The 14,866-nt window shown below is 68.4% G+C and carries 13 protein-coding genes; 4 read left to right on the top strand and 9 right to left on the bottom strand.

Features of this window, described 5'->3' with window-relative positions; translation table 11 throughout:
• Window positions 1-28 precede the first annotated feature (28 nt).
• Complete coding sequence (gene rfaE2, locus RCH15_RS00720; RefSeq protein ID WP_326957044.1) at window positions 29-1,552, bottom strand: D-glycero-beta-D-manno-heptose 1-phosphate adenylyltransferase; 1,524 nt, start codon at window positions 1,550-1,552, stop codon at window positions 29-31.
• Window positions 1,553-1,819: 267 nt separating this feature from the next.
• Between rfaE2 and RCH15_RS00715 the strand changes: the two genes are divergently transcribed.
• A complete protein-coding gene (locus RCH15_RS00715) occupies window positions 1,820-2,977 on the top strand; it encodes a glycosyltransferase family 9 protein (RefSeq protein ID WP_326957042.1) in 1,158 nt (385 codons plus the stop codon).
• Here the strand turns inward: RCH15_RS00715 and RCH15_RS00710 are convergent.
• From RCH15_RS00710 to RCH15_RS00680, 7 genes are all read right to left on the bottom strand, one after another.
• Complete coding sequence (locus RCH15_RS00710; RefSeq protein ID WP_326957040.1) at window positions 2,943-3,656, bottom strand: SDR family oxidoreductase; 714 nt, start codon at window positions 3,654-3,656, stop codon at window positions 2,943-2,945. The two genes, RCH15_RS00715 and RCH15_RS00710, sit on opposite strands and share 35 nt — an antisense overlap.
• 79 nt (window positions 3,657-3,735) lie before the next feature.
• Window positions 3,736-5,109, bottom strand: a complete 1,374-nt coding sequence (locus tag RCH15_RS00705) for a PfkB family carbohydrate kinase (protein ID WP_326957038.1) — start codon at window positions 5,107-5,109, stop codon at window positions 3,736-3,738.
• Entirely contained in the window at window positions 5,106-5,816 is a 711-nt protein-coding gene (locus tag RCH15_RS00700; protein ID WP_326957036.1) for a D-sedoheptulose-7-phosphate isomerase, read from the bottom strand. Before RCH15_RS00700 ends, RCH15_RS00705 begins: the two co-directional genes overlap by 4 nt.
• Complete coding sequence (locus RCH15_RS00695; protein WP_326957034.1) at window positions 5,813-7,090, bottom strand: glycosyltransferase; 1,278 nt, start codon at window positions 7,088-7,090, stop codon at window positions 5,813-5,815. Before RCH15_RS00695 ends, RCH15_RS00700 begins: the two co-directional genes overlap by 4 nt.
• Complete coding sequence (locus RCH15_RS00690; RefSeq protein WP_326957032.1) at window positions 7,087-8,103, bottom strand: glycosyltransferase; 1,017 nt, start codon at window positions 8,101-8,103, stop codon at window positions 7,087-7,089. The genes RCH15_RS00695 and RCH15_RS00690 overlap by 4 nt, the downstream gene beginning before the upstream one ends.
• Window positions 8,100-9,176 carry a glycosyltransferase family 9 protein gene (locus RCH15_RS00685; protein ID WP_326957030.1) on the bottom strand — a complete coding sequence of 359 codons (1,077 nt, stop codon included), beginning with the start codon at window positions 9,174-9,176 and terminating at the stop codon, window positions 8,100-8,102. The genes RCH15_RS00690 and RCH15_RS00685 overlap by 4 nt, the downstream gene beginning before the upstream one ends.
• Window positions 9,173-9,739 carry a D-glycero-alpha-D-manno-heptose-1,7-bisphosphate 7-phosphatase gene (locus tag RCH15_RS00680; protein ID WP_326957028.1) on the bottom strand — a complete coding sequence of 189 codons (567 nt, stop codon included), beginning with the start codon at window positions 9,737-9,739 and terminating at the stop codon, window positions 9,173-9,175. The genes RCH15_RS00685 and RCH15_RS00680 overlap by 4 nt, the downstream gene beginning before the upstream one ends.
• A 123-nt stretch (window positions 9,740-9,862) precedes the next feature.
• Here RCH15_RS00680 and RCH15_RS00675 point away from each other — a divergent pair, with 123 nt between their 5' ends.
• Window positions 9,863-10,774, top strand: coding sequence for a glycosyltransferase family 9 protein (locus RCH15_RS00675; RefSeq protein ID WP_442784964.1), 912 nt, complete (start codon window positions 9,863-9,865; stop codon window positions 10,772-10,774).
• Here the strand turns inward: RCH15_RS00675 and RCH15_RS00670 are convergent.
• Window positions 10,732-11,502: a sigma-70 family RNA polymerase sigma factor gene (locus tag RCH15_RS00670; protein WP_326957024.1), complete on the bottom strand. Its 771-nt coding sequence runs from the start codon at window positions 11,500-11,502 to the stop codon at window positions 10,732-10,734. The genes RCH15_RS00675 and RCH15_RS00670 overlap by 43 nt on opposite strands.
• Window positions 11,503-11,763: 261 nt before the next feature.
• On the opposite strand from RCH15_RS00670, the gene RCH15_RS00665 reads away from it, so the two are divergent.
• Window positions 11,764-14,274 (top strand): molybdopterin oxidoreductase family protein, encoded by a 2,511-nt coding sequence (locus tag RCH15_RS00665; protein ID WP_326957022.1) that lies wholly within the window; start codon window positions 11,764-11,766, stop codon window positions 14,272-14,274.
• On the top strand, window positions 14,271-14,732 hold the full coding sequence (locus RCH15_RS00660; RefSeq protein ID WP_326957020.1) for a hypothetical protein: 462 nt from the start codon (window positions 14,271-14,273) through the stop codon (window positions 14,730-14,732). The genes RCH15_RS00665 and RCH15_RS00660 overlap by 4 nt, the downstream gene beginning before the upstream one ends.
• The last annotated feature ends 134 nt before the right edge of the window (window positions 14,733-14,866 follow it).

The raw sequence follows: 14,866 nt of genomic DNA, 5'->3' as shown, positions 1-14,866 counted from the left end.
ATCGGCGCGGGGAGCAAGCCCTTTCTGCCTACGCCCGCGGGGCGGCCCCGCGGATCCGTTCGACGACGGCCGTGGTGGACTGTTCCGGCACGTAGTCGAGGATTGCGACCCGTCCGCCGTAGTGCTCGACCACCCGTGTTTCTGCCAGCATCGCGGGGGTGTAGTCGCCGCCCTTGGCGTAGATTTCGGGCCGGATCTTCCTGATCAACGGGATCGGAGTGGCCGTTTCGAAGACGGTGACATAGTCCACGCAGCTCAGCGCGGCGACCACCGCCGCTCGGTCCGCGATGGTATTCACGGGGCGGCCCGTACCTTTGAGCCGGCGGACGGAGTCGTCGCTGTTCAGCGCCACCACAAGGACATCGCCCAGTTGTTTGGCCTGGTTCAGGTACCGGGTGTGCCCCCGGTGCAGGACGTCGAAGCACCCGTTGGTTAGAACGATCCGTTTTCCCTCCTCACGGTGCCGGCTTATCTCGGCCGCGAGCTCATCGGCGTCGACCGCGGTATCCGTGAAACGTCCCAGGTGGTTGCTCAGGTCCGCCGTGCTGCACACCGAGGTTCCGGGGCGGCGAACGGCGACGTCCGCAGCGGCCTGGGCGAGGTCCACGCTGGTGGTGAGGGGCAGCAACGCGGAACGGGCCAGCGTCAGCGCGGCAACGAAGGTGTCCCCTGCGCCTGAGGCCTGCTTTTCCTGGACGGGTCTGGCCCAGGTCCGATGCGCTTCACCGGCCCTGGGCAGCAACACTGATCCGTCCCGATCCAAAGTCACAATCAACGCGCCAGCGCCTGCTGCGTCGAGCAGTTCCTCCCGGTGGGCGACGATGACGTCCGCCCGCCTGGATCCGGCGTCGAACTGCAGCCCGAGCATCCCGGCTGCTTCCAGGGCGTTCGGGGTGGCGAGATGCGGCTTGAGCTCAGCCCAGGCGTGCGGCTGGTGCGCGTCCACCACGACCAGAATTTCCGGTCTCCCGGCAAGGATGGCCAGCAGGCCGGTGCGCACCGGTCCCTGGAGCGCCCCCGCTCCGTAGTCGCAGACGACGACGGCTTCCTGGTCCTGCAGGACCTGCGGTAGCGACTTCGCCAGCGCGTCCAGCGCATCTGCTGGGACCTCGCGTTGCACGTCGTCGAGCCGGAGCAAGACCTGCCCGATACTGCTGATGCGCGTCTTGGTGGTGGTGGTGGTGCCTGGATTCTGATGGACATGGGTGGTGTCCACCCCGGCATCGGCCAGTTGCCGCAGGAGCTCGGCAGCAGCCTCGTCCTGCCCGGTAATCCCGGCGAGCCGCACCTTGGCGCCCAGGGCGGCGAGGTTCATTGCCGTATTGGCTGCCCCTCCCGGGGCGAAGCTTCGGTCCGCGACTTCCACAACCGGAGCCGGAGCTTCCCGGCACAGCCTGTCGATCGATCCGGACCACCACCCGTCGAGCATCACGTCGCCGACGACGGTGATGGAGGGCTGAAGCGAAGCCAGCCGCTGGGGCAGCCACTCGGTCAGCCCGCGTTGCTCCGTCAGCGGACTGTCTTCCCGGCCCCGGCGTTCCGGCCGGCTCACGGTTGTCCTCCGTTGGGGCCAAGTAGGCAGATGCAGCCATTTCTGACGGTTGCAGACATGTGGTTCCTTCCCGGGATGGAAATGATGGGACGAGGTGGGCGTTTTCGGTATGTGCCTTCCCTTACCGTCCCCGTACCCCCGTGGGTCCGCTTTTACACCCGGGGGTTTTTCGTGCCGGTGCCGGCTGCGGCCCACTGATGGCCAAACCGGCCGCCGCGCCATAAGGTAGGCCCACGGCCAGGAGGATCCGACCAACAGGAGTCCGTAGTGAAAGATCCCGGAGGGACACGCAACGGCGCGGGCCCGCCAAGCTGGGGCGTCGGCCCCGTATTGGAGAAGTTCCCGGACGTCACGCGGATCGCCGTGCTGCGCGGCGGCGGGCTGGGGGACTTGCTGTTCACCCTGCCCGCCATCTCCGCGTTGGGGGCCGCTTATCCTGGTGCCGCGATCACGCTCCTGGGCACCCCCTCCCATCTTGAACTGCTGGAAAACACCGCGGGCCCGGTGCGTGACGTGCGGGTCTTGCCCATCGCGGAAGGCGTTCGCCCGGGGGTGGAAGACGCTTCCGCGGTTGAAGCATTCCTCGAGTCGATGCGGCGGGAGAAATTCGACCTCGCCGTCCAGATCCACGGCGGCGGACGTTTTTCCAACCCATTCCTGTTGCGCTTGGGTGCCCGCCACACCGTTGGCCTGCAGACAGCCGATGCCGCACCGCTGGAACGCAACCTTCCCTACCTCTACTACCAGCACGAACCATTGCGCGGCCTGGAGGTCGTCGGATTGGCGGGTGCGACGCCGGTCGGGCTGGAAGCCCGGATCAGGCCCCTGGCGCGGCACGCGGACGACGTCGGGCGGCTGCTTCCGGAGGACAGCGGAGGTTCGGCCCGCCCGATCGTCGCCGTTCATCCGGGTGCCACCGATCCGCGGCGCCGCTGGCCCGCCGCGCATTTCGGTGAGGTCGCGGCTGCCTGCGCCGCCGACGGCTGCCGGGTGGTGGTGATCGGCACCGCAGCGGAGCAGGAACTGGCCGATGAGGTTGTCGCTGCCGCTGGCTCCGGGCGGGTGACATCCCTGGCAGGGAAAATCAATCTCGGCGGCCTGGCTGCACTGCTGGACAAGTCCGCCGTTCTCCTGGGCAATGACAGCGGCCCACGGCACCTGGCGCAGGCACTGGGCACTCCCACGGTAGGCCTGTTCTGGGTCGGCAATCTGATTAATGCCGGCCCGCTGGGCCGGGGCCTGCACCGGGTCCGGCTCTCCTGGATGACCCGGTGCCCCGCCTGCGGCATCGACCTCACCCAGGTCGGCTGGACGGCCAGCCGGTGCGAGCACGACGTCTCCCTTCTGACCGATATCCGCCCTGCGGACGTCCACGCCGACGTGCGGGAGTTTACGGCCAGGAGTCCTCTTGCGCATGGCAGATGAGCAGCTCGCGGATCTCACATCCTGAAGGCTGCGAAAGGGCGAACAACACGGCTTGCGCCACGTTGCCGGGATCGTTCAGCCGGGAATCATCCCGCGGCTTGTACTGCTCGGCCCGGTCATCAAAAAACCGCGTCTTCATCCCGCCCGGGATCAGCGTGGTCACCCCGATCTCACCGGCGGTCTCGGCGGCGAGCGCCTGACTGAATCCAAGGACAGCAAACTTGGAGGCGCAGTAGGCAGAAGCTTCTGGTAGCGCGCGTTTGGCCAGGGTCGAGGCCACGGTGATCACGCGGCCCCGCGAGGACTTGAGGTAGGGCAGTGCCGCCCGGACCACAGACACCGTGCCGAGAAGATTGACGAAGATGACCTTTTCCCATTCGTCGGCGGCGACGTCCTCCAGCTTCCCGCAGCGGTCGATTCCGGCCGCAGTTACCACCGCGTCCAGGCCGCCGAGGGCCTCGGCGGCCTGGGTCACCGCCGCTGTGACCGCGGCGCGGTCCGCAACGTCGACCTCCAGGGCTTTCGCGCCGGACACGTTCCGGACGTCGCGGTCGAGCACGAACGGCGTGCCGCCGGCTTCGAGCACTGCGTCGGCTATGGCCGCACCGAGCCCGGATCCCCCTCCGGTCACGAGCACGCGGCTGGCGCCGGGCAGGGAAGGACGCGTGGTGGTTGTCATGATGTTCCTTTCGGGTTGCCGGCCCAGGTTGGGGCCGGAGATTCCAACGGGCATGCGCTGTGGGGTTCGCGGCGTCTGTTCAGCCCACCCGGGCCAGGGCAGCTGCGAGCCCGGTGGTGGACCGGGCCGGGTAGTAAGGAAGGCTGAGGCATCGGCCTCCCCAGCTGTGCACCAGGGCCGTTTCCGGCAGGTGCGCCGGATCATAGTCGCCGCCTTTCACCCAGATGTCGGGCCGCAGTTGCTCAAGGGCACTTTCCGGAGTGTCTTCATCGAAGAGCAGGACCGCGTCCACACACTTGAGCGCCAACAGCAGCTCGGCCCGGTCTTGTTGGTTGATTATGGGCCGCGAGGCCCCCTTGAGGCGCCGGGTCGAGGCATCGGAATTCAGGCAGACGATGAGGCAGTCCCCCAGGTCCCTGGCAGCGGCAAGCGTGCGGGCGTGTCCGGCATGCAGCAGGTCAAAGCACCCTCCAGTCGCCACTACAGTGCCACCGAGCGAGCTCACCCGCCGTGCCAGGCCCAGCGCGTCCGGGCCATTCCCCGGAGGCGGGGAAGCCAGTAACCGTCGTACCGAGGGCAGGGCTGCGACGCCTCCCCCTGCCAGGAAAGATGACGCCTCCCGGACGGCACGGCGGCAAGAGTCCTCAAGGGCAGCTCCGTTGATGAGATGGGCCGCAAGGCTGGCGGCCAGCCTGTCGCCCGCCCCGCAGGAGTCACTGACTGCAGCCCGCAGCGCCGAGAGCTGGACGGGCACCGGCGTCGAGGCCTGGACAAGAGTCGCCCCCTGGTCGCCCCGCGTGAGCAGGACTGCGTCGCTCTGCCACAGCCGCAGCAGCGCGGCGGCGACCTCGGCCGCGCCTCCGCCGGCACCCTTTCTTGCCGCCAGGGCGGCAGCATAGGCCTCGGATTGGTTTGGTGTTACGACCGTGACGCCGGGCACCGGAATGGCTCCGGCCGGGTGCGGGTCCCAGATGACGGGGATGCTCCGGGCCCGAGCCGCGATGGCGGCACGCAGGGCAGGGTTTTTGGTTAATCCCCGGCCGTAATCTGCGACGACCACGACAGCGGCTTCGCTCAAAGCCTGCAGCATGTCCGGAGTAACTTCCGGCACGGGGCGCGTTTGGCAGCCCTGATCGAATCGGGCCACCGGGTGACCGCCTGCGCGGAGCCTTGTTTTCACCGGCGTCGGAGCCCCCGAGGACCCGGTAACCACGCTGATGCCCGCCAGCTCTTCCACAAGGCGGCGGCCGGGTTCATCACTGCTTAGTGCTGTCACGAGCCGAACGTGGTGGCCGTCGTTTGCGAGCATCCGGGCTACCAGTCCGGCGCCACCGGCCCGTGCCCTGACGGTGGCGATATCCACGACAGGCACTGGCGCGTCCGGGCAGAGCCGGGTGGCTTCGCCGTCCAGGTCAACGTCCAGCAGGACGTCACCCACCACGACAATGCTCATGGCCGTGCCTCGCGTGGAATTTCCCGCTGGCCAAGGCGATGAATCTCGGCGTCGAAGGCCCGGCAGATGGCGTGCACCGCAATTAGATGGCATTCCTGGGCGTTGGCCGCCGGCCCCTGGACGGCGATCGTTTCATCGCAGCAACGGGTGAGCGGGTTTGGCCCCTTCCCTGTCAGCGCCCACGTCGTGACGCCCATGCCGGCGGCGGCCTCGGCGGCACGAAGCAAATTGGGGCTTTTGCCGCTGGTTGAGAGCAGCAGCAGAACGTCCCGGGGGCGGCCATGGGCGCGGACCTGCCGTGCATAGATTTCCTCGAAGCCGTAGTCGTTGGAAATGGCTGTCACTGCCGAGGTATCCGCGTGCAGCGAGATGGCGGAAAAGGGTGCCCGTTCGCCGTCGAAACGGCCTACGAGTTCAGCGGTAAGGTGCTGCGCCTCGGCCGCGGAGCCGCCGTTGCCTGCAGCGAGGAGGCGGTGGCCGGCCAGCAGACGCCGGGCCAGCTCTCCGCCCCACGCCGCCAGCCGCGGTGACTGGCTGCGCAGCGATTCCAGGGCCGGCAGGACACTGAGCAGGTGGGCCTCCACAACTGCGTCCGGGTGTTGTACGGCCGGGCCGGCTGCCTCCACGTCCGCGGCCGGAGCAGCTACCGTCTCAGTGGGTACGCGGCGTCCGTACATTGCCCGCACCAAGGCCGATTCCGCCGTCACAGCACCGCTCCTTCCGCCGGTTGAAGCCGCCCGCGGCCACCGAACCCGTGCGCCGCGCCGGCGCTGAGGGTTTGCTGGTAGGCGTTCTCGGTTTCAGCGGCCACCGTGTCCCAGCTGTAGCGGTTCCGGGCTCGCCGTTGGCCGGCACGGCCCAGTTTCCGGCGGAGGCTTGGATCACCCAGCAGGCGGGCCAGCGCCCCGGCCGTGGCTCCGGGATCCCGGGGCGGAACAAGCAGACCGGTTACGTGGTCCACTACGGTGTCCTTGAGGCCGCCCACCGCCGCAGCCACTACGGGAATACCGCACGCCATGGCCTCAAGCGGGACAATACCGAAAGGTTCATACCAGGGCGTGCAAACCACCGCGTCCGCGCTTCGGAGGAGCCCCGGCATGGCATCGCGGGGCACTTGTCCGCTGAAGGTGACATGGTGCCGCACGCCCAGTTCCGCCGCGATGGCCAGCAGCCGGCGGGCCTCGGCGTCAGCCTCCGTAGCAGCCGCGTCACCGGCCCCGCCGACGATCAGCAGTTCGACGTCGTCGAAGCCCGCATTTCTCAGCAACGGCAGGGACCGGATGACCACCTCGACGCCCTTGCGGGGCACAAGGCGTCCGACGGAGAGTATCCGGTGGGTCCGGGTGCGCCCGCTGGCTGGCCCGGATCCTGAAAAGAGGGTCAAGTCCACGCCGCATGGCGCAATCGAGATCCGCTCCGGAGCGACACCCATTGCCGTCAGCTCGACGACCTCGTCGGAGCACGTCGCGATGACGCGGTCCGAGGCGCACCCCACCGACGGTTCCAGCTCTTGCCTTTCCGGTGGACTGGTATCCTCGGTGCCTTGATGCCGGCGTTTGACCGTGCCCAGGGCGTGGAATGTCTGGACGACGGGGACGCGTTTCCCGCCTTCGTCCAGCTGCCGGGACGCGTCGAGGGATGCCAGGCCGGACATCCAGAAGTGCCCGTGGACCAGGTCCGGCGGTCTTTTTTCCCAGTCGTGGGCGAGGCCTTCGGCCAACTCCCCCATGAAGGGAAGCAGTTCGTCCTTGGGCACGTGCCACGGTGGTCCGGCCTTGATATGGACCACCTCAAGGCCGGGGGCGATCCTTACCCTGGCCGCGAGGTCTTCTGCGTCCCGGCGGGTGTACACGGTGACGTGATGCCCCCGCTCGGCCAGCGCGGCGGACAGGGACGCCACATGCACGTTTTGCCCGCCGGCGTCGACTCCGCCGAGAGCCGCTAGTGGGCTGGCATGCTCGGACACCATTGAGATCTTCACTCGCTCCGCCTTTCGTGGGTTGGAATGAGGAGCCGGCCGGTCCGGAAACGCGGGCCGGTCAGCTCCTCCAGCAGGACGTCCCAGGCGGCCAGAAAAGCGGCCAGCCCGTAGCGGCCCAGTACCGCCTCCCGCGCAACCACCCCACGCCGGCGGGCTTCATCCGGGTCCTCGATGAGCACCCTGGCTGCGTGGACGAGTTCGTCCACGCAGGTTGAAATCGCTCCCGCGTCCGGCGGCACCGCTCGTACCGCCTCCGTGGTTGCCAGCACCACCACCGGCATGCCGAGGTGCATGGCCTCGAGCAGGGCCAATCCCAGTGAAGTCCAGCGGAAAGGATGAAGGTAAACCCGGCAGCGGGACATCTCTCGATGCAGGGCGACGGTGGGCAGGTCCCCTCCCACCAAGAGCCTGGACGGAGGCACGTGGATGGCGTCCGCCAACACGTCGCCGCCCATGCCGAAGACCCGCAACGGCGCCGCCGTGGCAAAACGGCCCAGGAGGTCCGTTCCGGCGACCCGGCCCCGCCTGACCGGCTCATTGACGACGGCGGCAAGCTCGGGGATTTCTCCCGTGTAGGCATGCCCTGGGTCGGGAACGCCATGTTCGATCACCAGGGTCGGAGCTGAACCGTTATCCCAAAACAGCTGGTTGAAATGTGTCACGTGTACCACCGGGATGGACTGCTGGTCAGCCAGGGGGTGGATCGAGTGGGGCACGTCACCGCGGGGGGCGTTGTGTTCAAGATAGGCGGCCGGAAGGTCTTTGCCGGGCTTCCGCCGCAGCACCCTGGCCACCTCGGCTGCTTCCTGGGGCCGTTGCAGGACGACGGCATCGATGCTGTCCGGGTCCAGCGCATCGAGCCGGACTTCGCGAACGGAGTCCGGCCAGGCGCGGCCCGCACGGCCCAGCCCCCAGGGTCCGCGCCCGGGGAGGACCGGCAGGAGGTAGTCGTGGCTGCCGCGGACGAACGCGTCAGTCCAGGAACCGTGGACGTGCCAGAGCAGGATTCTCATGGCTGCCGCAGCCTGCGTCGGGTGGAGAGGGAGGACACTCCACCGATCAGTCGTTCCACCGCGTCCACAACTTGTGCCGGAGCCACGGACGACAGGCACGGGTGCCCCGGGACGGGACACTCGGTGGCGCGGCTGAGGGTGCAGGGGGCTTTTTGGTCGCCGAGAAGTTCCAGCGGCACGCCGTAGGGTGCCCAGCGGATTGCCGGCACTACCGGGGAAAAAAGGCACGCCACCGGTGTGCCCACCGCTGCCGCCAGGTGTGCCGGCCCGGTGTTGCCGGTCACCACCGCCGTGGCACCGGCCAGCACGCCGGCCAGGGTCCGGAGGTCCGTGCGGCCGCCCAAGTTGAGCGCGGAGGGCCCGGCAACCGTGGCCGTCAACCCTGCTTCGCTCCTGCCCCCGGTCACCACGACGCGGTGGCCCGCCCCTTCCAGTAACTCCACAGCCGCTGCGTGGTGCAGCGGGGGCCATGCCCGTGACGGGGCAGCTGTGCCGGGGTGGACCACAAGGTACGGTTCATGTCCCACCAGCTCCCGCACATCGGGAAGGCCCTGGACGCGCAGCCTGCCGTCGTCCCCGGGAGGCAGCCGGAAGCCGGCCGCGTGGGCGATGCCCAAGGCGCGCTCCGCCTCCGGCTGGTCTTCCGGAAAGTCCTCGCCGGGGCGCAACCGCACATCCAGCAGGCTTCCGGCGTAGTCGGTTGAGGCCCCGGTGATACGTCCCACCCCGGCCAGCCTGAGCAGCAGGGCCAGGGGCAGCGGCGACTGATGGAACGAGGTCAAGATCACGGCCTCAGCGACCCTCGAGTCGCGGACAAACGAGGTGAGGATTTCAAGGTGGCGCTGCTCCACCCGGGGGGCCGGCTTCACAATCCAGGGGCAGCTCCAGGTGAAGACCTCCGCCACACCGGGCAACAGCGACGCCGCCGGCTCCCCCGCCGGGCCGCAGAGAACAACGACGTCGTTGGGAGCCCCGCCGTCGGGGCGCCGCCCGAAAGCGACAGCGCGAATTGCCGGACCGGCCAGCAGGACGTCGCCGACGCCGTCGAGCCGGGCGACCAGGACCCGGCTCATGGTGCCGGCTTCCGGACCGGCGTTGTCGACGGCGTGTCCAGCAACAGCTGGACCGCGGACCAGAGGTCGGGCGCAACGTCGGGGGAAGAATCAACCTCGGCGCGCCGGGTTTCAGCGGTAGGAACCAGGACACTGCGCGACCCGGCGGCGTGCGCGGCCGCGACATCGCTGCCGATATCGCCCACGTAGGCCGCCTCGTCCGGTGTGATTCCCAGTTGCCGGCAGGCACGGCGGATCATCCCCGGGGCCGGCTTACGGCACGTACAACCATCCTCGGGCAGGTGCGGACAGATGCCCCACACCGCGAATGGGCCCAGTAACTGCTCGACCCGGATATTCACGGCCCCCACCTGGGCGACAGTCAGGAGGCCGCGGCCGATGCCGGACTGGTTACTGAGAACCCCGGTCGCGATGCCCCGGTCACGGAGACGTTGCAGGGCTTCCCTGGCCTGGGGCATAGGGCACACCCGGGCGGGGTCACCGTTGTAGGGGACGTCGCGGATGAGCGTGCCGTCCCGGTCGAACAGGACAGCCTTTAACGGTTGGCCGGCGTAAGGGTTCATAACTGCCTTGTTCCCCAAACCGGCTCCGGCTAAACGCCCGAAGTGGTCCGGTTCGGACTAAAATCCACAACCAGAGGAACGGGAGGGGCTGCGGTGGTCGGATTCCGCGATGATGGCAGACCAGTGCTGGTGGTCTTGCGCGCGCTCAAGCTGGGCGATCTGCTGGTGGCCGTGCCGGCACTGCATGGCCTGCGCCGCGCCTACCCGCAGCACCGGCTCCTCTACGCCGCGCAGGGCTGGCTCGAAGAGGCGCTGACCTTGGTGGGAGGCTTCGAGCTACTGCCGACCCACGGACTCGACGAACCCTTGGCGCTGCGGCCCGGAACAGTGGACGTCGCGGTCAACTTGCACGGCTGCGGGCCGGAGAGCCAGTTTCGCATCGAGGCCCTGCAGGCACGCCGCATCATCTCCCACCGGGCGGATCCGCATCCGGGGCCGGTCTGGCGGACCGGCATTCATGAGCGGGACCGTTGGGCCCGGCTCCTTCAATGGCACGGAATCCAGGCCGACCCGGCGGATCTTTTCCTCGACAACCCTGGCGTTCCCACCCAGCACCCGGGTGTGACGCTCATCCACGTCGGTGCCGCCTACGGCAGCAGGCTCTGGCCGGCGGAACGCTTTGCTGAAGTGGCTGTCGGGTTACACGGTGCCGGGCACCACGTCGTTTTCACGGGCGGCGCAGCAGACAGGATCAGGGCCGCAGACGTTGCCCGCCGGGCCGGGCTCGGCGGCACCGCAGTCCTCGCGGGAAACCAGACGCTGGCAGAATTCGCGGCCCTCGTTGCGCAGGCCCGTCTGGTGGTCTCAGCCGACACGGGAGCCGCCCATCTGGCGTCGGCGTACGGGCGCCCCTCTGTGGTGCTGTTCGGACCGGCCTCTCCCGAGGAGTGGGGGCCCCCGCCGGGTCCGCATCGTGCACTGACCCGGGCAGACCTGCGCCGTGGCGACACTTTCGCGGCGGAACCGGACCCGGCGTTGCTCGGTGTTTCTGCTCAGGACGTGCTGGACGCGGTTCGGGAGCTGGGGCTGCTCTGAATTTCCCGCTCAGAAAGCCGCCGCTGCAGTCCGACCAGGACCCGGGAAAGCCGCCGCGAGATCTGCATCTGGGAAACACCAAACCGCCGTCCCAGGTCCATCTGGCTTTCCTCACAGAAGTAGCGGCGGTACAGCAGCTCCCGGTCCTGCCCCGATAATTCGCTAATGACCTGCGTCAGACAAATAAGTTCGTCGAGCCGTTCGAAAGCCGGGTCCTGGACCGCCAGCAAGTCTCCCGCCGCAGGACGGTCAGTGCGCGGGTCGGCCGCATCGAGGGAATCGGGCCGCATGCTCGATCCTGCGGCGGCCGCTTCCCCCACCGCCTCGACGGGAACCCCCAGCTGCCGGGCCAATTCAGCGCGCGTCGGGTCATGGCCCAGGGCCTGTGCCAGTGCCGGGACTTCTCGCACCAGCTCGCCCCGGAGGTTCTGCACCCGCCGCGGCGGCCGCACCACCCAGCACCGGTCCCGCAGGTAGCGCTTGAGTTCGCCGGTGATCGTCGGAGCGGCATAACCCGGGAAGCTGGTGCCCCTCGATTCGTCGAAGGTGCGCGCCGCCTTGACCAGGCCAAGGTAGGCGACTTGGATCAGATCCTCCCGTTCCCGTCCCCTGCTGGCGAAGCGGGCCGCCAGCGACTCCGCCAGATCCAGATAATCCAGGACACGTTTGTTCTCCAGGGCGCGCAGCAGCTGCCCGTCCGGGGCCGGAAACTTCGTCGTTTCATCCATGTCGGTACTTCCTTTGACCAGGGTCCGGAAAGCGCAGGGGAGGACGTAGAAGCAGGAAAACATAAGCGTGCTTATAATTCAATACTTCTTCGTTCCCGCCTGAAGCCTCATGCTGTCCCCACCGGCGATGGGGCGGCCAATTGCCCCGCCACCGGCAGTTCCGGACCCCTGTACTCCACGGCCGCATCCTGATAAAGCTTGACCGGGGCAACTATTGGAAACCTGGGCCGGGCGCCTGCAGGTCGGACAAGGAGGACCGTCGTGGTTGATCGGATTGCCGAGATCTGGGGCACAAGGACCCCGTACCCGCGGGATGGGCTGTGGCCCGTCCGGGTTGACCAGGCCCTGGGCGATGGGGTGACTGAGGACGACGTCGACCGTTGGGTCCAGTCCGCCTGCGTTCTTTGCAGCAACGGCTGCGCGTGCGACATCGCGGTGAAGGACGGGGCAATGGTTGGCGTCCGCGGCCGCGCCGGGGACCTGGTCAATCACGGACGCCTCGGACCCAAGGGCCTGTTCGCCAGCTGGCAGGGAGTGTCCCACCGGGACCGGCTCAAACACCCAATGATCCGCGAAAACGGCCGGTTGGTCGAATGCGACTGGGATACCGCCATGAACCGCATCGTTGAGCGAAGCGGCCAGTTGCTGCAGGAACGGGGGCCCCTGAGCCACGGCTTCTACACCAGCGGGCAGCTCTTCCTCGAGGAGTACTACGCGCTGGCCATCATCGGAAAGGCCGGCATCGGAACCCCTCACATGGACGGCAACACCCGCCTGTGCACCGCAACGGCGGCCGCCGCCTTGAAGGAGACGTTCGGCGCCGACGGGCAGCCCGGGTCCTACACCGACATCGACAGCTGCGACGCGATGTTCCTTTACGGGCACAACATGGCCGAGACGCAGACCGTGCTGTGGTCCCGGGTGCTGGACCGCATCGCCGGGCCGGACCGGCCCAAGATCGTCTGCATCGACCCGCGTGATACCGAGGTTGCCCGGCACTCCGATGTCCACCTCGCCCTCCGGCCGGGAACCAACCTGGCCCTGATGAACGCCCTCGTCCACGAGGTTCTGGCGAACGGCTGGCTGGACCGGGAGTACGTTCAGGCGCACACAGTGGGCTTCGAGCAGCTGAAGGCCGCGGTGGGGCCCTGGACGGCCGAAGCGGCCGCGGCGGTTTGTGACGTGAGCGCCGCGGATATCCGGGAAGCGGCCCGCATCTTCGGAACCTCAGGCCGTGTCCTGTCGACAGTGCTCCAGGGCTTCTACCAGTCCGCGCAGGCCACCGCGTCCTCCTGCCAGGTCAACAACCTGCACCTGCTCCGCGGGCTGCTGGGACGCCCCGGCTGCGGCATCCTCCAGATGAACGGCCAGCCGACCGCGCAGAACAACCGCGAATGCGGGGCCGACGGGGACTTGCCCGCCTTCCGGAACTGGGAGAACCCCGAGCACATCGGGGAACTGGCCAAGCTGTGGGACGTCGACTCCCTGACCATCCCGCACTGGGCCCCGCCGACGCACGCGATGCAGATCTTCCGCTACGCCGAGCAAGGTTCCATCGAATTCCTCTGGATTTCCGCCACCAACCCTGCCGTCTCCATGCCCGACCTCCCCCGGATCCGCAACATCCTGGCCAAGCCCGAGCTCTTCGTGGTGGTCCAGGACCTGTACCTGACCGAGACGGCGCAGGCCGCCGACGTCGTCCTCCCCGCCGCGGGCTGGGGTGAAAAGACGGGGACCTTCACGAACGTCAACCGCACCGTCCACCTCTCGGACAAGGCGGTGGAGCCGCCCGGGGAGGCGCGCAGCGACCTGGACATTTTCCTCGACTACTCGCGGCGGATGGAGTTCACCACCCTGAAGGGCGGACCCTTGCTGGCGTGGGCCGGCCCGGAGGACGGCTTCGAAGCGTGGAAGGAATGCTCGCGCGGCCGGCCCTGTGATTACACCGGAATCAGCTATGCCCGGCTCCGGGGCGGCAGCGGCATCCCTTGGCCCTGCAACGAGGACAACCCGGACGGGCGGGTCCGGCTCTACGCTGACGGAGTCTTCCCCACCGACCCGGACTACTGCGAAAGCTACGGCCACGATCTGCTCACCGGCGCCACGGTCGGCCCTGAAGCGTTTCGTGCCAGCGTCCCGGCGGGCCGGGCCGTGCTGAAAACCGCGGACTATTTCCCGCCGCACGAGGAACCCGACGACGAATTCCCGCTGCGCTACACCACGGGCCGGACCGCGTACCACTTCCACACCCGGACCAAGACTGGACGCTCCCGGCCCCTCACGCAGGCCGCCCCCAGCGCCTGGGTGGAGCTTGCCCCGGACGACGCCGGCCGGCTGGGAATCAGTGAGGGCGACCTGGTGCGGGTCACGTCGCGACGGGGCAAGATCGAAGTGCCGGCCCGGGTCAGCGACATCCGCAACGGCACGGTCTTCGCGCCGTTCCACTACGGCTACTGGGACGGGGACGGCTCACCAGGGAAACACCCGACAGCCGCCAACGAACTCACCATTACCGAATGGGACCCGGTCTCCAAGCAGCCGGTCTTCAAGAACGCGGCCGTGAGAGTGGAGAAGATCGGCGACGCCGCCGGTCCCGCCCCGGCCCCCACCACGACGGCATCGCGGCCAGCTGCAGCGGGGCGGACGCGCCTGCGGCCGACCACCGGAGGCAGCGACGCCGAAGCCACGGAGCTGGTTGGCGCCGCGCCGCCGCCCCGTTTCCCCGATGCGATCAAATCGAACGACGGCAAGGGACGGAACGGCCAGCCATGAACCTGAACATCTACCTGGGCATGCTCCACCGGGCCGAAGCCACGTTGGCGGACTCGTTCCGCCAGGTTGCGGACGGCCACGGCGCCGAACCCGACGTGCATTTCCTGTGCTTCACGCTGGCCCGGCAGTGCGATGACCACGGGCGTCTGCTGCTCCCGATCGTCCAGCGCTACGGCGAGGACGACGCCGACAGCGAACCGGAGCGCCTTCATGCCGAGGGGCTTTCCAGCACGCGCGAAGGCCCTGTGGGGCTGCTGCGGGACCTGCAGGACCTCTATTTGCTGGCGAGCCTGGTAGACGTGACCTGGACCATGGTCAAACAAGCCGCGTCCGCCCTCCGCGACCGGGATCTCCTCGAGGTGGTGTCCCGTTGCGACGGTGAGACAGCGGTCCAGCTGCGCTGGCTGCAGACGCGGATGAAGCAGGCAGCCCCGCAGGCCCTCATCGCGGCCCGGTAGGGCCGCTGTGCTCGCGCTCGTCGTGCTTGCCCTGGCTGGCGCGATGGGGATCGGGTTGCACCTGCCCTGGCTCTTTCCCAGTCCTGGCCCGACGGTCATGCTCTTCTTCGATCCCCGGAGCAGCCCTCCTCCCG

Source organism: Arthrobacter sp. MP_M4, from assembly GCF_035984855.1.
Lineage (GTDB): Bacteria > Actinomycetota > Actinomycetes > Actinomycetales > Micrococcaceae > Arthrobacter.
Note: the sequence above shows the minus strand (reverse complement) of the source record. Positions and strands in the feature narration are given on the sequence as shown.